Origin of the sequence: Desulfatibacillum aliphaticivorans DSM 15576 (assembly GCF_000429905.1) — a bacterium.
Taxonomy (GTDB): Bacteria; Desulfobacterota; Desulfobacteria; order Desulfobacterales; family Desulfatibacillaceae; genus Desulfatibacillum; species Desulfatibacillum aliphaticivorans.
This window is the reverse complement of the sequence record NZ_AUCT01000033.1, coordinates 1-22,397: the sequence shown is the minus strand read 5'-3', so window position 1 is coordinate 22,397 and position 22,397 is coordinate 1. Positions and strand designations below refer to the sequence as shown.

Sequence of the window (22,397 nt, the reverse complement as noted above, 5' to 3'; positions counted from 1 at the left end):
AGCAGGCTAATTTTAGCGTCAGGAAGCGACAAATGAAAAACAATGTATTTCCCTTTTCCGCCATTGTCGGCCAGGACGCCTTACGGCGCGCTTTGTCATTGTGCGCCGTCAATCCGGCCGTTGGCGGAGTTGTGGTGCGGGGAGAAAAAGGCACCGCCAAATCCACGGCTGTCAGGGCTTTGGCGAAGCTGCTGCCCCGAATCCCGGTTTATGAAGACTGTCCGTACGGATGCAATCCCGATATCCCGGAGGAACGATGTCCCGTTTGCCAGGCAAGGACTCAGGAAGCCAAGGTGCGCTTTAAACGCAGACCTGTGGTCACCTTGCCGTTGAATGCTACGGAGGACCGGGTGGCCGGCGGCCTGGACTTTGATTTGGCCGTAAAAAACGGAGTGCGGGTCTTGCAGCCCGGCCTGCTGGCCAAGTCGCATCGCGGCATTTTGTACGTGGACGAAGTCAACCTATTGGACGACCACATTGTGGACCTGGTTCTTTCTTCCGCCAGCACAGGAGAAAACCGGGTGGAGCGGGAAGGCCTTAGCGTTTGCCACGCCTCTCGGTTCATGCTGGTGGGCACTATGAATCCCGAGGAAGGAGAGCTTCGCCCCCAGTTTTTGGATCGATTCGGCTTGTGCGTGGAGATCGGGTCTGAGCAGGACGTGGAAACCCGGGCGAGAATCATGCGCCGCAGGGAAGCCTTCGACCTGGACAAGGAAGCCTTTCACGAGAGATTCGCCAAGGCGGAGGCCCAGACGGCCGACTCCATTCAGGCGGCCTCGGCTCTGCTTCCCAGGGTGAAAATGAAGGACAGCCTGCGGGATTTGATCGCCAACTTGTGCGCGGAAAAATACGTCGCAGGACATCGGGCGGAACTGGTCATCGAGCAGGCGGCAAAGGCTCACGCAGCCCTTGGCGGAAGAACGGAAGTCACGGAAGGCGATATCGAGGCAGTGGCGCCCATGGCGCTTTTGCACCGCACTCGAGACGCCGCGCCGCCTCCCCCTCCGCCCGAGCAGGAAGAGCAGGAGGAGGAACAGCAGGAGCCGCCGGATCACGATCCACCGGAGAACGAAGAAGAGGATCAGGAGCTTCCGCCGGAACAGGAGGAATCCCAGGAACAGGAAGATGCGGGTCCGCCGCCTCCGCCCGAGCGGGAAGAAGCGCCGCCTGAAGAAGAAATGCAGCCCCCCGAGCAGGAGGAAGAGCGGGAATCCAGCTCGATGGACAAAATTTTCGAGGTGGGCCAAAACTTTAAGGTAAAACGCATCCAGGCGCCCAAGGACAGGGTCTTTCGCCGGGGCTCCGGCCGGAGGTCCCGCACCCGGGTGGCTCAAAAGCAGGGCCGGTACGTCAAAAGCAGGCCCCGAAAGCATTCGGACGACATCGCCCTGGACGCCACATTGAGAAACGCGGCGCCTTTTCAGGCCAGAAGAAAGGCGGAGGGCGATTCCAACCTCGCCGTCATCCTGAAAAAAGAGGATTTGCAGGAGCGTATCCGGGAAAAACGCATCGGCAACTTTTTGTTGTTTGTGGTGGACGCCAGCGGTTCCATGGGCGCCAAAGGCCGGATGGTGGCGTCCAAGGGGGCGATCATGTCCCTGCTTTTGGACGCCTATCAAAAACGGGACAAAGTGGCCATGGTGTCGTTCCGCAAGGACGAGGCCCTGGTTAACCTGCCGCCCACGTCCTCCGTGGAGTTGGCGGCCAAGCTCCTGGCGGAGCTGCCGGTAGGCGGCAAGACGCCCCTGGCCGCCGGGATGGTGAAATGCGCCGAAATGGTTCGCAACGCCCTGGTGCGCGATCCCTCCATGCGGCCCATTGTCCTGTTTATTACTGACGGCAAGGCCAACGTAGGGCTGAACGCCGGCAAGCCTGTGCCCGAGGCCATGGAGCTGGCCGCGCGTCTGTCCCAGGACGAACGGGTTCATTACGTGGTGGTGGATACGGAAAGCCGCGGCCTGGTCCGCTTCGGCCTGGCAGGCAGGCTGGCTGAAAACCTTGGCGCCAGGTACTTTCAAGTAGAAGACCTCCGGGCTGAACAGCTCGTGGATATTACAAGGAACGAGGATTGGTAAATGAAACGTAAGACGGTATTTCCCTTTGCAGCAATCGTGGGTCAGGACATGATGAAACTGGCCTTGATTTTGAACGTAATCAACCCCACCCTTTCCGGCGTACTGATTCGCGGGGAAAAAGGAACTGGAAAATCCACGGCCGTGCGCGCCCTGGCCGATATTCTGCCGGAAATCGACGTGATTTCGGACTGCCCTTTTGAGCTTTCTCCCCAAGACGAACAGGAGGCTTATGAAGAATGCATGACCGCCCTGACCGGGGAAGAGCCGAAAAGCGGCGACCTGGAATCCTACAAAAGAAAAGTCCGGGTGGTGGAGCTTCCCGTAGGCGCCACGGAAGACCGGGTTGTGGGCACCCTGGACCTGGAGCACGCTTTGCGTAAAGGGACCAAAAGGGTGGAGCCCGGCCTTTTGGCCGCCGCGCACCGGGGAATTTTGTACGTGGACGAGGTCAACCTTTTGGACGACCACATTGTAGACGTGCTTCTGGACTCGGCGGCCATGGGCGTGAACACCATCGAACGCGAGGGCGTCAGCTTTTCCCACCCGGCCAAGTTTACTCTGGTGGGCACCATGAATCCCGAAGAAGGGGAGCTTCGGCCCCAGTTGCTGGACCGCTTCGGGCTTTGCGTGCATGTGACCGGCGTGGAAGACATGGAATCCAGGGTGCTGATCATGAAGCGCCGGGTCGCTTTTGACGAAAACCCGGCCAATTTCACCGCCCAATTCGACCAGGAGTCCGCCAACATCGCCCAGAGCATAACCAAAGCCAGGGAGGTGTATCCCAAGGTGAATCTTCCGGAATCCATGTACGCGGAAATCGCCAAATACTGCCTGGAAGTGGGCGTGGACGGGCACCGCGCAGACATCATCATGCTGAAGACCGCCAAGACCCTGGCCGCCTACGACGCCAGGGAAGAGGTTGCATCCAAGGATATTGAAACCGCATCCCAACTGGTGCTGCCCCATCGCGTCAGACGGGTTCCCCTCCAGGACGTGGTTACGGACATCAGCGCGGCCCGGGGAAGAAAATGATCAACCAATCCATGATTAAAATCTCCAACCTGCACAAGCGATTCGGCAAGGTTCACGCGCTTCGGGGGGTGAATCTGAACATCGGGGAGGGGGAGCTTTTCGCCTACCTGGGCCCCAACGGCTCGGGCAAGACGACGACCATCCGCATCCTCACCAGCCTGACCAACCCCACGGAGGGGGAGGCCTTTTTGAACGGGTATTCCGTTCTTAAGCAACGGCTGGACGCCAAGATGCAATGCGGCGTGGTGGCTCAGCATATCAACCTGGACAACGAACTGACCGTGGAGGAGAACCTGTCTATCCACGGCATGCTGTTCGGCATGGGCAAAAAGGACCGGGCCAAGGCCATTGACGAATTTTTGGAATATGTGGATCTGGCCGACCGGAAAAAGACGCTGATCAAGCAGCTTTCCGGCGGGCTCAAGAGGCGGGTTATGATCGCCCGCGCCTTGATGCATCGGCCTAAAATTGTGTTTCTGGACGAACCCACGGTGGGCCTGGATCCTTCCATACGCCGCAAAATCTGGTCGTTCATCAAAAAGGCGCAAAACGACGGCGCCACCATTTTGCTGACCACCCATTATATTGAAGAGGCGGAGTTCCTGGCCGACCGGGTGGCCTTTTTGGACACCGGGTCCATAGTCGTCATCGACTCGCCCCAGAACCTGATGGATCGCATGGGCGCATGGGCGTTGGACACCATGAACAACGGGGATATCAGCACGGAGTATTTCAAGTCCCGGGAGCAGGCGGAGGCCAGCGCCCAAGGGCGGCAATACACGGGATTTACGGTTCGCAGGGTCAACCTGGAGGACGCATTCATCGCCCAGACCGGTAAGAAAACCATCGGGGAAGCCGCGCCCGCCAAATCGCCCCATGGCGGCGCTCACTCTTCCGGCCACGGACATGGAGGGCATGGAAGCCATCAGAAAGGGGGCCATTGATGAACGGTAGCTTTGCCGTGTATTACAGGGAAATGGTCATACTTAAACGCAAAATTTTCAAGCAGATTGCATCCATGGCCGTGTCTCCCCTTTTGTATCTGGCGGCTTTCGGGTTCGCCATGGGCCGCGACTTTGACATGGACGGCATGACTTACATGCAGTTTTTGGTTCCCGGTCTGGTGGCCATGGCCAGCATGACCCAAGCGTTTTCCATAGCCAGCGAGATAAATATCAGCCGGTTTTACTGGCATATATTCGAGGAATTTCAATCAGCGCCGCTGGCCAACGTGCAATACGTGATCGGCGAAGTGGCGGCCGCAATCACAAGGGCTCTGCTGGCTGTGAGCGTGATCATGGTTCTGGCCTTGTGCTTTGGGGTGACATTATCGATCAACCTTTATTTTGTGGGGGCGATCGTCATCAACGCGGCTTTGTTCGGGTCCGTGGCGGTCATTTGCGCCATGCTGGTCAAGTCCCATGCGGACCAAAGTCTGGTGACCAGCTTTATCATCACGCCCATGGCCTTTTTGGGGGGCACGTTCTTTCCTCTGGACCGCATGCCCGGCGCGGTGCAGGCCATATTGAAGCTGCTGCCGTTGACGCACGCGGCCAGGGCTATAAGAACTTCGGCCCATGGCGGCGTTCCGCCTTTGTTTTCATACGCGCTGCTGCTGGTATTGTTTGGAGTGTTTTTCTCCATAGCCATAATTTGCGCAAACAAAGCGCGCAACTAACGGAGCGTCTTCATGTTGTTGGCAGTCGAAGAGCAGACCGCCGTTCTTTGCGGCAGAGTGTTGCCCGTGATGTTCATAAGCCTGTTCGGCTTTGAAGTGCTCATGCAATTGGGGGCGGCGAAGAAAATCGAGCCCCTGGGCAAGCCCCTGGCCAAGGCCGCCCGGCTGCCGCCTTTGACTGTAGTGACCTTTTTTGCGTCCATCGGGTCTTTGATCGCGGCCAATACCATGCTGGCCCAATTTCACCAGGACGGCCTGATCAAAGGAAGGGAACTGGTCCTTGGCGCCGTGTTCAACACGGTTCCCGTGCATTTTAAGGAGACCCTGACCTATCAACTGCCGGTCATTCTCCCTTTATTGGGCATGCGCTTGTGCCTGGTTTATGTGGCGGTTTTTTGGCTGTCCGGCCTGTTGAAACTGGGATACGTGATTATAGCAGGCAGGGCGGCGTTCGACGCCAAGAGGGAAAACTCGGATGCGGTCAAACCGCCGGAGGACAGCGCGCCGAAAGGCCGCCGCAAAGTCGGGGTCTTGTTAAAAAACGCCTGGGACGCCCGGGCCAAACTGTTCGGCAAAATGGCCGTAATCATTATCGCGGTCACCTTTGCGGTGCAAATATTGATGGAATCCGGGGCCATCGAGTTTCTGGATCGGCTTATCGGCCCCATTGTGGACAGCGTGGGTTTTCCGTCGGCCATTGTGGCGCCTGTGAGCGTATACATATTCAGCCCCATTGTGGGGGTTACGTCCATGTCCGCCCTGCTGAACAACGCCGCGGTGACGGAATATCAGGCCATTGTGGCTTTGCTGGCGGGAGGTTTTTTGATGGTACCTGTCACAAGGCTGCGCGGAACCATGCCGCGCTATGTGTCCATCCTGGGGTTCAAGCACGGATTGCAGGTATTGGCCATTACCACCACGCTCTCCCTGGTTTCCAGGGCGATCGTATTAGCCGGCATACTCCTGTTTTGGTGACAGCCGCGGGGAACACCCGGAAGGACTTGTGTTATGCCAAACAGCGTCAAGGACCCCAAGGCAAGTCCGTAATGACGCTGGGTCCCGGCTTGCGGGGCGGTCTTAAAAGCAGACCGCCCCGCAAGCCGGGATGACGGTTTTTCCTGGTGAATGAAAGCCCGAGGGACGCTTGCAGTTCCTTCATGGGGAAGCGAATGGGTCTCCAAGACCTTTTGGCGCTAAAAGCCTCAGGCCTCCGTCATCCCCGTGGAGGGGAGCGGCGGGATGATTGCGGTTGTTTTGCAATCATCATGACGCACCCCCGGAAACGGGGACCCAGCGTCCTGAAATTTTGACGAAGTAAATCATGAAAGCCTGAAAAGGGGAATAGTCACGACTCCAATGATGGCGCCTTGGCATTAAAAGCCGCGCAATAGAGCGGCAACTGTATAAATCATACGCCCAATCCTCCAAAATCAGGTCATGAAGGTCTGACGCAAGGGGCCCAGGCGTAACCTCGTTTTCTTAAAATGCAGCATCCCGAACCACGGCATGAAGCCTGGCATGAATGCTTCTTTTCAGAACATTTTTGGAAAGGCTTTATCCTATGAAAAAAGTTATTTGCGTGATAGACGGCCAAGGCGGCAACATCGGCGCAACGTTGATCAAATACATCAAAACCGCCTTTGAAAACGAAACAGAGATTATCGCCCTGGGCACCAACGCCATTGCGACTTCCCAGATGCTGCGGGCCGGCGCCCACAAGGGAGCTTCGGGCGACGACGCCGTATGCCGCACGGTCATGAAGGCGGATTGCATTGTGGCGCCGGTTTCCATCACCTGGGCCAACGCCATGCTGGGGGAGGTGACGTCCCGATTGGCCGAGGCGGTCATGGATAGTCCGGCGTTAAAGGTTCTGCTGCCATTAACCCAGGAAAACGTGGAGATTGTGGGCGTGGTGAATGAGCCCCTGCCCCACCTGGTGCAAATGGCCGTGGCCGGAAAAATGCGGGAGGTTTTACGCCCGGAAGAAAACGCCCGCAAGGTCCTGCGGGAATACATCCCGGAGCGGAAAAGAGCCTAATCGAAAAACTGCCTCCGGCGGCAAACTTTTTGTAAAAAGTTTGATCAAAAACTTCAAAATGGCGCTTCGCGCAAGAGCGTCGTCAGAGTTGTCATCTCGAATGTCCCTGTCGGGAATGGCGGCGTGTATGGCGTTCAATTCCTGACGATGAAAGACGCCCCCATGGAAGATTCCGTGGGGGCGTTTTTTTCAGGCTAAAACAATATTAAGGGTTTTAAAACACCTGTTTGTAAAGTTCGGCGATGTCGTTGGGGTCGGAGACCGGCCGGGCGTTGAACAGGGTCGGGGAGTCGGCGATGGCGTGGAACGGAGCCAGGGCCAGGGCGTCTTCGGTCACGCCCACCTGGCTTAAGCGCAGGGGATGCCCGGAGGATTCCATGAGCTTTTCCACGGCGTCCGCGGCTGCCAGGGCGGCGTCCCGCCTGCTCATGCCGCCGATGCTCACGCCCATGGCCTGGGCCGCCAGGGCCAGCTTTTCCGTGGCGTGATCCACGTTGTAGCGCATGACCGCAGGCAGCACGATGCCGCAGGCCGCGCCGTGGGGCACGTTGCAGAGCATGCCCACGGTATGGGCCATGGAATGGGCAAGCCCGACCTGGGCGATGGAGAAGGCCCAACCGGCGGTGGTGGCGCCGATCTGCAGGTTCAGGCGGGCCTCCTCATCCTGACCGTTGGCGATGGCCCTGGGCAGGTTGGCTGCAATCAGGCGGATGGCCTGGAGCGCGTGGCCGTCGCAGATGGAATTGGACATGGTGCTGGTCAAGGCTTCCACGGCGTGGGTCATGGCGTCCATGGCCGTGGAGGCGGTAAGGCTGGGCGGCAGGGACAGGGTGAAGATGGGGTCCAGAATCGCTGTGTTGGGCACGATGAAGTTATCGATGATATACACCTTACGGCCTGCGGTGTGGCTTTTGATGACCGCGGCCGCGGTGACTTCGCTGCCCGTCCCCGAGGTTGTGGGGATGCAGATGTGGGGAATCTGGGGTTCGGTCAGGCGCATGAGGGCGATGTGATCGTCGGCCTTGCCGCCGTTTTTCAGGGTGACGCATACGGCTTTGGCCGTATCGATGACGCTGCCGCCGCCCACGCTGACAATCAGGTCCGCGCCTTTTTCCCGGGCCATGGCCACGGCCCTGTCCACGGTGTCCAGATCGGAGTCCTGGGCGATGTCGTCAAAGACGCCCGCGTAGAAATCGCCCAAGGCGTCCTCCACGTATTTCACCAGGCCTGCGCCTTTGACTCCCGCGTCGCTCAGGATCAAGGCCTTGTGAGCGCCCAAACGCACCACTTCCTTGCTGATGGAGCCCAGGCTGCCGTGTCCGGCGATCACCAAAGTGGGGGTGATGTACTGGACAAAGGGGATTTTGGGATCGTCGGAAAAGAGCTTCATGGTGAAATTGCTCTTGTAATCCGAGCTGGCGGAGACATGCACGCGCTTGATCTGGGTGTATTCCGCCAGGCCTGCGTGGCCCAGTTCGCGGCCCACGCCGGATTGTTTGTATCCGCCGAAGGGGCAGAAATCGCCGAAGGCGTGGTAGTTGTTGATCCACATGGTGCCGGTGCGAATCTGCCCGGCGATTCTTTCCGCCTTGGCCGTGCTTTGGGAGAACACGCCGCCGGCCAGGCCGTAGTCGGAATCGTTGGCGATGGCCACGGCTTCGTCTTCGGAATCGTATTTGATGACGCAGACCACGGGGCCGAAAATTTCCTCCCGGGCGATGCGCATGGAGTTTTTAGCGGCGAAAATGGTGGGCTTGTAGTAATTGCCGCCATCCAGGCCTTCCACGACGGCGCGCTCGCCGCCCGTGACGACCTCGGCGCCTTCCTCGCGGCCCAATTGGACGTAGCGCTCCACGGTGGCCAGTTGGGCGGTGTTGGCCAGGGGGCCCTGCTGGGAGGCGGGGTCCAGCTGATAGCCCACGCGCAATTGCTCGGCTCGGGCTTTCATGCGGCTCAGGAACTCGTCATAGATCTTGGAGGAGACCAGCACCCTGGTGCCGGACTCGCAAACCTGGCCTTGATGGAAGAAGGTGCCGAACAGGGCGCCTTCCACGGCCATGTCCATGTCCGCGTCGTCGCAGATGATGTTGGCGGACTTGCCGCCCAGTTCCAGGGTGACTTTCTTGACGGTGTCGGAGGCCATTTTCATGATCTGGCTGCCAACGGCCGTGCTCCCCGTAAAAGCGATTTTGTCCACCTCTTTATGGGTGCACAGGACATTGCCCAACTCCCCGCCGGGGCCTGCGATGACGTTGACCACTCCGGGGGGAATGCCGGCCGCCTTGGCGCATTCGGCGATGATGAGCGCGCCCAAAGGCGTGGAGGTGGCGGGCTTCAACACCACGGTGTTGCCCATGGCGATGGCCTGGCCGATTTTCCAGAAAGCCATGCTCATGGGAAAGTTCCAGGGGATGATGCCCACGCAGACGCCGATGGGCTCGCGGCGAATATAGTCGCGCCCCGGCGCAAACACGTTGCCGGCGTAGGGGATGTCTTCCACCCAGGGAAACTTTGTGGCCGCATAATGGGCGAAATTGCGAATCAACTGAGAGCCCAGCATGCCCCAATATTTGGCGAGGCCGATGATCTGGCCGGAGTCCATGGACTCGGTGATGGCCATGCGCAAGGTCTGCTGGGTGACCTGATCGGCGAAGGCGTTCAGCTTTTGGGCCCTGGCTTCGGGGGAGAGATTGCTCCAGACCCCGCTGTCAAAAGCGCGCCGCGCCGCCATAATGGCGGCTTCCGCATCCGCTTCTCCTGCCATGGCAACCTGGGCGATGGGAACGCCCGTGCCGGGGTCGATGGATTCAAAGGTCTGGCCGCTGGCTGCGTCCACGAATTCGCCGTTAATAAAGAGTTTGTATTGATCCATAGTTGCTCTCCTGTTGATGTGGTTTTGGGTTGCGAAAATGAAAGGGCTGACAGAATTATTTCAGCATCTGCGTTGCAAACAGGTCGTTCCATTCAGGTTTTGGAGCTGAGTTACAACAATGTCCTAAAACAGTATCTGCTTCCGCTGTCACAGTTTGAAGAATGCGGCTAAAAACGGCGGAAGCCGCCTCAATCAAGGCTAACCATCCTATTACAAAGCCATTATTCCATCCGGGCGGCGCAGGGCGTAAAAAGGCCCTGCATAGAGGCGGAAAAGGGGCTTCTGCTGCTGCAATGGTCTATTTAGATCCGGATAATCCTGCTCAAACCGTGGAATTTGCATTGGAACATGAGCTGCCGGGGGGCGAGCGGCGCTTGACATAGGCCTCCCGGCGTTAGGAATGATAAGAGATTAGACGAGCTCCCGTCTCCTGTCAAACAAATGGTTTGTTTTACAAAAACTATCGTTTTACATTAAAACATTGCAATGTTTTCCGTGCTGTTTTAAATCAAGCAAGGCTGTTTCAAAGGCAAAGGCTCCCGCCCTAAAAAGTCATGACAGGCAAAACCCAGGAGAAACCCATGGATTCCAAAAATAACCGCAGGATTTCCGCCCTGCTGGCTGCATTTCCAACGCATGAAAATTTCTTGGCGTTCGCCCAAAACAGCGAGAACGCCAAGGCCCTGAAGTCCTTGATTTTGTTCGCGGAAAATAACGACATCATACCAACCGGAGAGGCTCAGGCCCTTGAGCGGTTCATCCAGGAAAACGCCTTGCAGCGGGAAGACCTGAAGCCGCCCACACCCATGAATTTTTCGGATTTTTTCGATCAAAAGGAAACCCTGCTGGAATTAAACCTGTCGGTCCGCGCCCTGACCGAACGCATGAAAGCCCTTCTGGACCAGTACGAACTGGATTTGCCCAGGGTGAGCAACTCCATGCTGTCTCGCTTGAAGAAGGAAAAGGCGGACACCTTGCACAAGCAGAATGTATTGAGGAGTCTGGCGTTCTGGCTGGGGCATGAGCGGGGGCGATTGGGCGCCCATTGGAATTACGAGACCCTTGCGGAGTTGTGCCGGGGAGGCATGACCCAGGCGGAGCATAAGGAAGGGGTGCGGATCGGATTCGCCTTATACAGCCGGGGCGACGTGATCGACCATGAAATCGTGGGGTGGCTCAAAAACGAGCTCAAGGGGTACATCCAGCAGTCCATCGGCCGGTTCGCTTACGGCCGCTGGGGCAAGGTGCGCTCCCACGACATCACCACCTTGTATGTGGACTTCCCCAAGGAGGAGGCGGCCAGCAATCCTTCGGCCTACCGCCAGTGCCTGCGGAGCGCCCTTTCCCTGGCCCACCAGATGGCCATCCGGTGGGCTTTGTCCAGGCATTACACCCAGAACCGTTTTTTATCCATCGGCATTTCCGCTGGCGCCTTTGACGGGCTGGACAACTATCTGCTGCCTATCCTGAGCGCCAAGCTGCCCGGAGACCCGGCCATACGCCTGACCGACTTCGCCAGGCAATGCGCCCTGATTAACGACATTCGGGCCCTGCTTTTTCCCGCGCCCACGGAGGTCACTCTGTTCAACAACGAAACCCTGACCATTTGGTGGGTCATGGGCGTGTGGAGCACCTTGTATTTCGACTTTGTCCCGGACCTATTGGTGGACAAGGCTCTGGGCGCCGATTCGGAGTCCGCGGCTTTGTTCACGGCGACCCTGTATCCCTCTATCTTGCAGACCGGAGATCGGGACGCCAAGGACCAACCCAACGCCCTAACCACTTTTCTGAGATATCCCCACAACTCCCTCTTGGGCCTGGAAATCGCCAAAACATTGTATTACCGCCGCCGCTTTTGGGACGCCAACGAAATCCTGCGAATCATCTTGAGCCTGGATCCCACCCACTTGAACGCCAGGACCCTGCGCATGATCCTTTTTAGAAACCTGGCCGTGGAGGCTCCGTCCCATTCCATTGCGGAAGGCATGTTTGAGCAGGCCTATCTGGAGGCGGGGTTCATCAAACAAAACTGCCAGTACCTGACCGAGGATTTTTACTGCGAGCAGGCGGTGATCTTCCTGGCCCAGGCCATGCTGACCCTGCGTCGTTTGCGGGCGGGCCGGGGAGCCATAGAGGGGGAATACAACACCGAGCATTTTAAACGGAAGATATACGCAGCCCTGGACAAGGCGGAGTCCGTATTCTGGAAGGGCGTGACCATATCGCCCACGGGAATCCGGGCGGTCTACCTTTTGAACTCCGTCAAGGTGATCAGGAACGTATTGAAACATGACGACAGCCTGTTTACCACGCCTGAAAAACCCCTGGACTGCGCGCCCCAGGCCGTGCGCAAATCCATCCATGAGGTGCAATGGCAATTGGGCTATTTGCGAGAGGACCTGCCGCAGATTCCTGAAAATGAAATGATAGGCGCCATCTTTGATATGAACACCCGAATGCACGATGACTCCATTTCGCTCCAGGCGTACCGCCCCACCACTTATTTTTGCACAGCGGCCGTCTGGTGGGATCTCTACCCCACGCGCACCATAGGCTGCGCCAAGAGGGCTGTCAGGCTTTTGGAAGGGGCGGCGGAATTGGCTCGGGAAATGGAGGCCAAAGGGGTGTGCATCTACGCCTTCACCAGAACTTACGGAGAAATGATTTCCGCCCAGGAATTCATCAGCCACATCGACCGGATGCTGAAAATGATCCGAAAGGCGGCTGGAAGCGACTTCGCCCAAAGGCCGGACTCGGAGGTCATAGAGCCGGATGACGACCAACCCATGAATTTGCTCATGACCTTAAATTTTTAGTTTAAATCGTTCCAGATGTGCAGAAGGGCTTTTTTCCAGCGGGGATGCTCAAAAGCCTGAGCGCGCCATTCCTCTCCTTGGGCGACCTGGGATTCCAGCACGGACCATGCCCGGGCGTGATCAAAGGTTTTCCACAAAACGCCCGCCTGATACAGATATCGGCAGGAGCCTGTTTTTAAAAGGCCGTCAAAGCCTTGCTCAAAATCAAATCGCTTCCAATGGGCGCCTGCGTAAAACAGGTATTGGGGATCTCCCAGAAGCGATAGGACGCGGGTCCCGTCCTTATGATCAAAGGATTTCCATTCCAGGCCGGCGTGATAAATGTACTTGGCGCTTTTCAACCCAGCCAAGGCCTCGAAACCCAAAGTATAATCAAACTTGGGCCAGACCCTTCCGGCCCGAAAGATGTGTTCAGGGTCTGCCAGACCAATAAGACGCGAAAGGCCTTCTTCATAATCAAAGGCGCTTTCCTTGACTCCCTGTTCGTAGAGGGCTTGGGCTTTTTCCCGATTTTGATCCTGTGTCATGGGGCGTCTCCCATGCTCACGACCCTTCCGAAGGGCGGATGAAACCGGACTTCCTGGGCGGAAGGCACAGCCCAAATGGTCGGGTGATGAGGCTTCAGGGCCTTGAGGTCGTAGATGAAGCCATCCGTCAGCACGAGCAGGGCCTCCTTGTGGCCGCTCATATAGGCGTTGAACAGAGGCGCAAAAAGCGTGGTTCCCCGGCTGCCGGATCGGATGTAGCGCCAGTCGCCTTTTTTATAATAATAGGGCCGCTTGCTTTTGGAGGCTTTGAAGCCGTCCCCCTGCTTTTGCGGAATAAACAGGTCCTGATCCAAACACAGCAGGTTAATGCGAAAATCCGAAACCAGAGACTCAACCAGCCCGAAGGCCTGCTCCATCTCCTTGGGATGGGAGGCCATGGACCCGGAGACGTCCACGACCACGGTGATGAGCGGCATGTGGGTGTATCGCCTGCCTGGGGCGTAGATGCCGGCATCCACATAGCGGCGGTTGAACCGGGACGAGGCGTATTCCCATTGTTCCCGGGGGCGGGAGTAGTCCAGGATGGTCTTGATTTCCCGCCGCCAAATGGGCCTTTTGACTTTGGCCGGGGCCTCGATGAGGCAGGCCAGATCCTGCAAGGCCCGCTCGTTTGCGCATTCCCCACCCTGGCGGATGAACCGGAGCACCCGCTTGGCGCCTGCGTTGGCCTGTTCGTTGGCCGAGGCCTCGCCGAACAAATGGGCGCCCGTGGGCAAGGGCTTGCCGCCTTGATCCATGAGGGACAAGCCGTCCACGGATCCGGGCGTAGCGGATTTATCCCCCAAGGCCTGCCAGGAGGATTGATCCATGCCGGGCAAACCGGGATCTTCCTCCCGTTGGCTTGTGTCCGGAAAGGCGGAACGGGAGTTAAGCCAGACGTAGACCTCCTCCCACGAGACTTGGGCGAGGTCGGTTTTTCCCGTATCCCGGCCGAATGACTTTGGAATCACGGGCAGGCCGGGGGGCAGTTCCAGTTCCGGGGTTTGATGCCGCCCAGTGCGGGAGAAAAAGGATTTCCTGTTTTCCCCAATATAGGAATTGATGACCATGTCCTGAGCCAGGTTCTGGACGTGGAGATTCCGCCCTGGAATCAAGCGGTGGTCGTGATTGAAAATCACATGAAGCATTTCGTGGATCAAAAGCCCGATGAGATGTTCCGGCCGGGTTTGCTCCACAAAGGCGGTATTGTAAAACAGGGTGAGCCTGCGTTGAAACGCGGTGAGGGCCAGGGTGGGCAAGTCGTCATTGGGGACGAAGCTCACAGCCTGGAAGAAGAAGGACGCAAAACGGCTTTGGCTCCACAGCGTTTTCAGGACAGGCTCCCAGGGCGACGGGGCGGCGGTCATGGCGCCTCCAGCATATCCCGAATTTTTTCCGAAACCGCGCCGGCAGTCTTGGAGTCCAGCATTTTCAGGGCGCTGGGAATCTGGGTGAACAGGGCGCATTTTTTAATGAGCAGGTAGAAAAACGACAACCGCATGTCCGCCCGCACCCGGGCCAGGAATTGGAGCGTGTTGGCCAAATTTTGCAGCAAGGCCTGGGAGGGTTTATCTCCGCTTTCCATGTTTTGCTCCCGCAATGCGGTGAGGGCTCCGGACAAGGCCCACAGGGCGTCCTCCTGCCTGATGTGGTTTTGCGCCAATAAGTCCAATTTGGCGTGATCGCCGTCAAGGACCTCCTGGGTCGTCAATTCCCTTGGGGAGGTTATCTGCAAGACAAAATCGCTGGCGGCCGTCTGCCCCACCAGGGCGACGATCATCTTCTCCAGGGGCGCGTCCGCGCCGGACTCCAGAAGCCGGGCCAGGTCCGCCCCGGTTTTCAGGCCGTAGGAAAGGTGCAAGGCCTGGGAGACCTGATGCCATCCCCGGGGATTTGGGTGGATGTTTTCCTCGTCCCAGAGCTTGTCCGGAAAGCCGCCTATGTAGCGGATGATGGAAGGATGAATGCCCTCCTTTTCCGCCCAATTGAGCCAGTTGGTCGCATCGGGCCTCAGATGGAAGACGGCCAGCCTGCCGTCCAGGGCCGAGTCGTCAAACTCCGTAAGCGCCGTGTTATCCTCCTCGCCCAGGTTTCCGGCCAGGACCACAAAGGTTCTATCCGGCAGGGCGTGCTCGCCGCAGACCTTTTCGGTAATGATCTGAAACAGGGTCTGGATTACCGTGGGATGGGCCCGGTTGGCTTCGTCCAAAAACCAGAGTATGCCGTCCTTGCCCTCGGGGACTTCCGGCGGCGGGATGAACCCCGGGCGGTAATACAGCATGCGGCGGGACTCATGGTCGGGCACGGGGTATCCGCCCAGGTCGATGTTTTCCTTGAAGGCCAGCCGGGTGTCTATAAACAAAAAATTCATTTTGGACGCAGTCTGACGGACCAGGTCGGATTTGCCGATTCCCGGATGCCCTACGATTTTCACGGCGTAATTGATAGCGGCGTCGGCCGCAAGATGGCGTTCCAGAATTTCCTGGAGTTCGGGCACGGTGACGGCCACAGGCTCTTTTCGCATAGGTTCTCGCCTTTAAACGAACAAGGCGAGGGCCGAAGCCCCCGCCTTTTGGATTTCCGCTGCAAGCATGAATCAGGGATTCATGGTGTATGCGTCGATGAGGGAATATACGTGCTTCTCCAGGACGCGGTTGAACTTGTCGTCATCCACCACCGGGCTTTGGATGCACTTGAGGATGGCTTCCTTTTGCTCGGGCGTTGCCGTGGGCTTGCCGTTGACGGCCAGGGCGTACCTGGAGAAGTCCCGCACGAACACGTCAAAGATTTCGTCCAGCAGGTCGTCGTCCAGGTTTTCGATCTTGGCGCTTTCGATAATGAGCTGTCCGTAAGCCACAATGGTAAAGATTTCGCCGACGGCCAGCAGAAAGTCAAAATCGTTGAGCATTTGCTTGCCCAGATCCATACCGGAGAGCATGAGCCATTCCACAAAGGCCTGGATCTGCTTTTTGAAGATGTTGACGTTGGGCAGGTCCACGCTGTTGTAGGCGATGTTGTAGTCGTGGAACTGGATTTTTCCGTAACCGCGGGTGGGGCCCTGGTCGAACATGTGGTCGTCGTTGCGGGCGTCCGTGATCCTGCCTATTTCCGGGTGTTCCTTGGGGTTGAAGAAGTAATTGGGCAGGAGCTTGGCGATGAGCGCCATGTTCACGTGACGGGTGCCTTCCAGCTTGGGGAAGCCCCGGAGGTCCACCACGGCCTGGGAGAAATAGTTGTCCTTTTCAAAGCCCTTGGCGGCGATGATGTCCCACAGCATTTCGTGGACTTCTTCGCCCTGGATGGCCACCTTCATTTTCATGATGGGGTTGTACAGCATGTAGCGCTTGTCTTCCTTGGAGGCGGCGCGCATGTAATCCGTGGCGCGCAGGCCGAAGAGCTTCATGCCCGCCAAACGGCAGAAGGAATCCAGGAACAGGCGTTTGACATGGGGGAAGTCGGTCACGAACTTGCCGTACACGTTTCTGTGTGCGGCGTGATTCAGGGCTTCGTAAAAGGAATGGGTGACAATGCCCGTTGCGCCGGAGCCGATGTTGAATTTGCAGATGTTGATGGTGTTCAGCATGTCGTCCCAGGCCTTGGGGCCGCGAGTGGTGATGTCAGCGTCGGTCACCGGATAGTCGTGGAGGATGAACTCGGACACGTAGTTCTGGGCGTGAATGACGTTCTTGACCAGCTCGAATTTTTCGTGCTGGGAATCCGCCACAAAGAACACGTATTCATCGGTGTCGGCAATCTTGCCGAAAACCGTGATTGTGGAAGCCTTGTTGCCGTTGCCGATATAGTATTTGCTGCCCCGGGCCAGGTAGGTTCCATCTTCCTGGGGATAGAGCTTCATCTCGGAGGAGTAGATGTCGGCGCCGTGCTCCTTTTCGGACAGGCCGAAGGCGCACAAGGGGTTCTGGCGCAGGGTTTCCACGGCGCGGTGCTTCAACTCCTCATTATCGCCCAAAAAGACCGGGTCCAAGCCCAGGGTGGAAACGTGGTAGGTGTACCAGTAGGGCATGCCGTAAAATCCCGTAATTTCAGAAAACTCGTACATGCGATAGGTGCTGTAGTATTGCTCTTCGCTGCCGTATCCCTTGGGCAGGAACAGGGTTTCGAAGATCCCTTCCTTTTTGATGAACTCGGTGAAGTCGTCCGTAAACTCGGCGGCGTAATAGTCTTCCTTCATTTTGGCCAAGCCCTTGTTCTCGAAAAATTCGATGGTCTTGAGCATGATTTCCTTGGACCGTTCGTCGGGATAGTTCCGGTCCTGGTAATTTTTGGGATTGAGAAGCAGCATTATTAACTCCTTTAGGTCGTTTTAAAAAAAGGTCGCGTCTGGATAAAGACTGAACAAAATAATATTGCAGATTCGTCGGTTTTTAGACAAGTGTGTATTTCATACGCTGTTATAGCAAAAAAAAACGGGGGAGACGACTTTTTTTCTGACCGCTTGAGGAAAACAAAACGCCCAAAGGCTTCCTGGGCTATCAGGATGTCTTTGGGCGGTTCAAGACAATAAAAATGGAAGGGCTTTACGGCGATTTGCGCTTAGGGCCAAAACCTCGTTGCGCTACTCAGCAGGTCCGCGCTCCTTGGCCTTTTGGGCCAGCCTGGCTTCCAGTGCGGGAAGCCCCTTTCGCCAGGTTTCAATTTCCATAACAACAGACCCGTTTTCCTGAAGCGCGGTTTTTCCCGTACAATCCTTAAGATTGGGGTCCGCGCCGTAGTCCAATAGTATTTGGGCTATTTCCCCGGTTTCGGCATCGAACAACGGCGTTTCACCCCATGCATCCAGAGCATTGGGATCGGCGCCATTTATGAGAAAGCACTCTGCCGCTCCTGGATGTTCTTCTACAGCAGCGATATGCAGAAGGGTCCTGCGCTTATTATCTGAAGCATGAACAACTTCAGGGGAGCGGGCAACAAGCTCTTTAATTTTCGTTAAACTTCCCGGCCTCTTATTATGCGATGAAGCGCCCGGATTATTTCTCGTCCTGTAAATTTCGGCCAAAACTTCTTCAAAATGGGTGGGGATGTAAGGTATAGGGCGTCCCATCTCTTTAAAGGCGTTTTCCAATTTAACCCGCGCCTTGTACCGGGCAGCCCACATGTATGGGGTTTCCCCCCATTTATTTTTTATGCTCTCGTCTACGCCCTGCTTGAACCAGAAGTTCAGCCTTGCTGCGCATTTTTTCGGGTCGTGGAGCATACCGGAAGTGCAAACGTTATGAAACTTAGTATTGCCGTCACGGTTTTGAATATTTACGTCAGCTCCTTTTGCGACTAGATAATCCTCTGTTTCCTCCATATATGTCATCATCAGGGGGGTGCCATGAGAGGTTCTTCCTAATATGGAATGTCTTGGGGGACGGCATTCCGGGCAATATTGGCACTCGCATGGATCGTATTCATGCTTGACGGCATTAATATCCGCCCCCTTGGAAAGGAGATAGTCGATCATGCTCTTCCAATCTCCCTGAAATGGGGGGTCGCCACGTCTATTCTTTTTTTCCATGTGATATGGCATAACCGTGGGACCCATAATTGGAGTATAGCCCCAGTCTGAGCCTGCGTTGACGTCGGCGCCATTTTCCACCAAAAACTTCGCCACATCCAGGTGGCACATGGTTGCAGCGATATGCAATGGGGTTTCTCCAAAGGAATTCACTTGGCGGATGACGTTGGGGTCCGCCCGGTACATGCTCTTTACCTGCTCCAGATCCCCGTCATAAGCGGCCTTAAAAACGCCGGATTCAAACTTTTCAACCTTTGTACGAATGGCGTCAGGGGCGGTACGCCGGATAAAAACATCAAGTTTTTTAAATTCCTTGAATCCCCGGCAAGCGACGCTTCGCTTTTCTTCATGCATTTTTTGGATTGCCAGATCCAGTTTTTCTTCCTCGGTGAGGAAACGATCATCTTGCGCGCCCCCCGCTGTTTTAGCTCCGCCGCCTTGAGGATTAACCGGCAAAATTTTTTCCGGGGCAAAGGCGGTTTGCGCCGCGCCCCTGCTTTTTTGAGAAGCGGACATACTGGATGTTGCTGAAGAGGCGGAATTTGCGTTTGCACGGGAAGAACCCGCAGCACTGGCGGGCGCGGCGCCCTGGGAGGTTTCGATGCGCTCCACCTTGGATTTGGGATAGGAAATCTCGCCTCCAAAGCGAATGCACTTAATGAACGAACCATCTTCCCAGGCTTGCTCCACGTCAATGCGCTTGCCGTTTTTAAGAACAACCGTATCAGCCTGAGTGGAGGCCGGCAGACATGCTATAAGAAGTATGATGACAATATATAGGGTTCCGAGGCGCTTCATGAATAATATCTCCTTCCACCCTCTATTGAAAAGAGGCGGCAATTTCCCGGAATGTTCTATTTTCTGAAACTTGCGCGGGAGTCTGTCCGTTAATATCCCTGGCATTCAAGCTGCCTCCCGCCTTTATATGCATTTTAATTAAGGCGTTAATGTCCGAAGAATGGGTGTATTTGAGCCCGACAAAATGCAGCGGAATGCGCCCCATATTATTTTTTATTGTAGCGTCGGCCCCTTTTGCCAAGAGCGCGGCGACGGCGTCGTTATGTTCCGCCCACAAATGGAGCGCCGTATTTCCTTCGTTGTCCTGAACGTTAATGGGAATTCCGTACTCCATTAAATAGTCAAAGGCGTCCACGTTGCAATATTCCCCCGCCCAGTGCAGCAAGGTGCGGCCAAACCTGTCTTTTTGTTTGGCAAGGTCCGGATTTTGCCTCAGCAAAATGTCTATGGCGTTTGCACTATAGGAGCCCATCCCGATATTGCCATGAGCAAAAGCCAAGCGTGGAAAGGATGATGTTTTGTGTCTTCTTTGATATTCCTCTCGCGCGGTAACGCGAATAGCGGTCCTGACGTCTCCGAACATCACGGGGACGGAAGGCATTGGGATCCCGGCTTTTTCCAAAATCTTCCCAACTTGTTTTCTTCGGCCGAATTCCACGGCGCTCTCTATGGGAGTATGCCCCCATTTATTTTGAGAGTTCAAAGAAGGGGCGTATTTCAGCAAAAACTCGGCTTTTTTTTCTGATTTAGGAACCTGGCCGCGCAAGGCGATATGAAGCGCTGTATCTCCGTGGCTGTTATAGGCGTTGATGTTGGTCCCGCATTTTATAAGGAGCGCGGCGTTATCGTACCTTTCATCCGCCACCGCAAGCATAAATGCAGTGCCTTCCTTATCAGCATTGTATATCGATCTGGCGGGATCGTTCACCAATTCCAGATTTGCGCCCTTGCGCACCAGGACAGAAATTTCATCATGACATTTTTGACCCTGCACGGCGAACATTATAGCCGTCATTCCATAATCGTTGCCTGCATTTATATCCAAACCTTTATCAAGAAAGTATTGAATCTGTTTCGCGTCCCGAACGCTTTCCATCAGCAAGTTTTTTCCGTTTCTATCGGTCTGATAAACAATTTCGGGTTTTTCATTTATCATCTCCAGCAATTCATCAAAATAGCCCCACCCTGCGAGATCAAAAGCCCGACTTTTGTAGGTTCTGTCGACTCCTGGCTTGGTGTAATTGGTTCTCACCTTAAAGGGCTCAGGATATTTGAGCGGCTCATTGGCAAGGCATTTCCATCTGGGAACATTTGTTACAGGCTCTGCAAATGCGGGTAGAGGATTTTTCTTGTCCGTTTTCTCTATCCTCTCTATGGTGACCTTGGGATATTTCACCAACTTGCCGTATCGGTAGCAGTTGTATGTCTCCCCCTCCTCCCACACCTTTTTGACCTGAATTTCCTTGCCGCTTTTAAATACAATAACATCGGCCCATAGGGCGGGCGCAAAGAGGCAGATGCACAGAAAAATCGATGCTGAACCTTTTAAGATTTTCACTATTCCATCCATAGATGAGGTTCCGGATTATTGATTTCGAACGGGGAAGATCTCTGACGGGACCAACCGCGCTATTGAGTGGCAATGCCTTGGCATTAGCACGTGTTTTTCCTTACCTCAAGTAAAAAGTCCTGAATAATACCAGCGATCAGAGTTATGGAATATGGGTATTATACCAGGATTCAGAATTGATTTTCCTCAATAATCCTGCTAAGGACAAGGTTATTCCACGCAAAGGCCTGCTCAGGGCGCCAGTGCAACGCATTGTTATTACAGGTGATAAGACAGCTCTAAAGATGGAAGCCAGTATTAACCCGGAGACGATATATCATTCATGGATCCTCAATATAACATCATTTTCAAGGGTAAAATCGTAAGCGGCAAAAATCCTGAAACCGCCCAAAAGGTCCTGACGGCCGTTTTCAAGCAACAAGCGCCCAAGGTTCTGGCTTCCATGAACGGAGGCGCCCCGTACATCCGGAAAAACCTGTCTTTGGACCAGGCCAGAAAGTTCAAAGCGGTTTTTGACAAAGCGGGGGCGCAGATCCAGGTGGTAAAGACTTTCAAGTGCCCGGATTGCGGCCATATTCAGAAGACGAACAGCCAGTGCGAAAAATGCATGAACCTGAAAATGGAGTTCGAGTCCGGCCCGGAACCGGTCGACGAACCTCCATCCAAGGCGGCTGCAGACAATGGGCGAACCAAGGGAGACGGGCCCGCACCGACTTTTTCCACGAAAAAGCTGAACCAGTTCTCTACCTATAAACTGGTCTTTAAAGGCCGAATTCAGCCGGGGTTTGACGAGGACGCGGTAAAAAGCAACCTGGCCAACGAGTTTAAGGCCGACATCTTTAAAGTAAACGCGCCTTTTGCCGGTGGGGACGATTATCACCAGGGGCAGTTAAACGGGATAAAGGCCGAGGAACTGCGGGAGCGATTTGAACGCGCCGGCGCCCTGGTGGAGGTGATCGAAACCGTCAAGTGCCCCATGTGCGGCAAGGTTTTGGAGGCGGGGGAAAACTGTCCGGATTGTTTTGAAGAACAGAAGCCCCAGGCCATAGAAGACGTGGGCGCCTGGGACATAGCCCCGGAGGTTGCCAAACCCAAAAAGGATAAATCCACCTTTGGGGAGGGTGTAGACGATAAAGAGGAATTACGTCAGGAGGGCATGGTTCGCTTCAGAAGGGGCGTAATTTTCTTTTCCATCTTGTTCCTCATCCATTCGTTCTTTGGGCGCGAAAGAGCCTTTGCCATCTCCTGGATATATTTGCTCCCGGCTCCCTATTTTCTTGGGGCTTGCTACAACCTGGCAAAATATAAAGGCTATTCAACCAAATTCGGCCTATTGGGAATTCTCAGCCTTTTAGGGGCGACTGTGATGCTTTTTCGTAAGCCTTCAGGGGGTAGTTAGCCCGGGTTACTGATCCATGCAAGGTCTGTGGGTTGGTTTTTCAGGAAGTCGGAGATAATTTGGACGAGTCT

General features: G+C 55.6%; 15 protein-coding genes. 8 read left to right on the top strand and 7 right to left on the bottom strand.

Annotated features, from left to right (window positions below; all coding sequences use genetic code 11):
- The first annotated feature begins 32 nt into the window (after positions 1–32).
- From G491_RS0123320 to G491_RS0123295, 6 genes are all read left to right on the top strand, one after another.
- Positions 33–2,075, top strand: coding sequence for a putative cobaltochelatase (locus G491_RS0123320; RefSeq protein WP_028316263.1), 2,043 nt, complete (start codon positions 33–35; stop codon positions 2,073–2,075).
- Positions 2,076–3,107, top strand: coding sequence for a magnesium chelatase ATPase subunit I (locus G491_RS0123315; protein ID WP_028316262.1), 1,032 nt, complete (start codon positions 2,076–2,078; stop codon positions 3,105–3,107).
- Positions 3,104–4,051, top strand: a complete 948-nt coding sequence (locus tag G491_RS32180; protein WP_051327477.1) for an ABC transporter ATP-binding protein — start codon at positions 3,104–3,106, stop codon at positions 4,049–4,051. Before G491_RS0123315 ends, G491_RS32180 begins: the two co-directional genes overlap by 4 nt.
- Positions 4,051–4,785: an ABC transporter permease gene (locus G491_RS0123305; protein ID WP_035219936.1), complete on the top strand. Its 735-nt coding sequence runs from the start codon at positions 4,051–4,053 to the stop codon at positions 4,783–4,785. Before G491_RS32180 ends, G491_RS0123305 begins: the two co-directional genes overlap by 1 nt.
- Positions 4,786–4,797: 12 nt before the next feature.
- The gene (locus tag G491_RS0123300) at positions 4,798–5,760 is read left to right on the top strand and encodes a hypothetical protein (protein ID WP_028316260.1); all 963 of its coding nucleotides are present in this window, start codon (positions 4,798–4,800) and stop codon (positions 5,758–5,760) included.
- 586 nt (positions 5,761–6,346) lie between these two features.
- Positions 6,347–6,823 carry a DUF3842 family protein gene (locus G491_RS0123295; RefSeq protein WP_028316259.1) on the top strand — a complete coding sequence of 159 codons (477 nt, stop codon included), beginning with the start codon at positions 6,347–6,349 and terminating at the stop codon, positions 6,821–6,823.
- Between the two features lie 214 nt (positions 6,824–7,037).
- Here G491_RS0123295 and G491_RS32175 read toward each other — a convergent pair whose 3' ends face one another.
- The gene (locus tag G491_RS32175; RefSeq protein ID WP_035219935.1) at positions 7,038–9,695 is read right to left on the bottom strand and encodes an aldehyde dehydrogenase family protein; all 2,658 of its coding nucleotides are present in this window, start codon (positions 9,693–9,695) and stop codon (positions 7,038–7,040) included.
- 581 nt (positions 9,696–10,276) lie between these two features.
- On the opposite strand from G491_RS32175, the gene G491_RS0123285 reads away from it, so the two are divergent.
- Entirely contained in the window at positions 10,277–12,511 is a 2,235-nt protein-coding gene (locus G491_RS0123285; protein WP_028316258.1) for a hypothetical protein, read from the top strand.
- On the opposite strand, the gene G491_RS0123280 is transcribed toward G491_RS0123285, so the two are convergent.
- The 6 genes from G491_RS0123280 to G491_RS0123255 all read right to left on the bottom strand — a co-directional run bounded on the left by G491_RS0123280 (position 12,508) and on the right by G491_RS0123255 (position 20,753).
- Positions 12,508–13,038, bottom strand: a complete 531-nt coding sequence (locus G491_RS0123280; RefSeq protein WP_028316257.1) for a hypothetical protein — start codon at positions 13,036–13,038, stop codon at positions 12,508–12,510. The two genes, G491_RS0123285 and G491_RS0123280, sit on opposite strands and share 4 nt — an antisense overlap.
- Complete coding sequence (locus tag G491_RS0123275) at positions 13,035–14,405, bottom strand: vWA domain-containing protein (RefSeq protein WP_028316256.1); 1,371 nt, start codon at positions 14,403–14,405, stop codon at positions 13,035–13,037. The genes G491_RS0123280 and G491_RS0123275 overlap by 4 nt, the downstream gene beginning before the upstream one ends.
- Positions 14,402–15,562: a P-loop NTPase family protein gene (locus G491_RS0123270; protein WP_028316255.1), complete on the bottom strand. Its 1,161-nt coding sequence runs from the start codon at positions 15,560–15,562 to the stop codon at positions 14,402–14,404. The genes G491_RS0123275 and G491_RS0123270 overlap by 4 nt, the downstream gene beginning before the upstream one ends.
- A gap of 72 nt (positions 15,563–15,634) precedes the next feature.
- On the bottom strand, positions 15,635–17,341 hold the full coding sequence (locus G491_RS0123265; protein WP_028316254.1) for an acyl-CoA dehydrogenase family protein: 1,707 nt from the start codon (positions 17,339–17,341) through the stop codon (positions 15,635–15,637).
- Positions 17,342–17,614: 273 nt separating this feature from the next.
- On the bottom strand, positions 17,615–19,015 hold the full coding sequence (locus G491_RS0123260) for an ankyrin repeat domain-containing protein (protein ID WP_169829509.1): 1,401 nt from the start codon (positions 19,013–19,015) through the stop codon (positions 17,615–17,617).
- Between the two features lie 364 nt (positions 19,016–19,379).
- The gene (locus G491_RS0123255; RefSeq protein WP_169829508.1) at positions 19,380–20,753 is read right to left on the bottom strand and encodes an ankyrin repeat domain-containing protein; all 1,374 of its coding nucleotides are present in this window, start codon (positions 20,751–20,753) and stop codon (positions 19,380–19,382) included.
- Positions 20,754–21,249: 496 nt separating this feature from the next.
- On the opposite strand from G491_RS0123255, the gene G491_RS0123250 reads away from it, so the two are divergent.
- Positions 21,250–22,326, top strand: a complete 1,077-nt coding sequence (locus tag G491_RS0123250; RefSeq protein ID WP_028316251.1) for a hypothetical protein — start codon at positions 21,250–21,252, stop codon at positions 22,324–22,326.
- Positions 22,327–22,397: the final 71 nt, after the last annotated feature.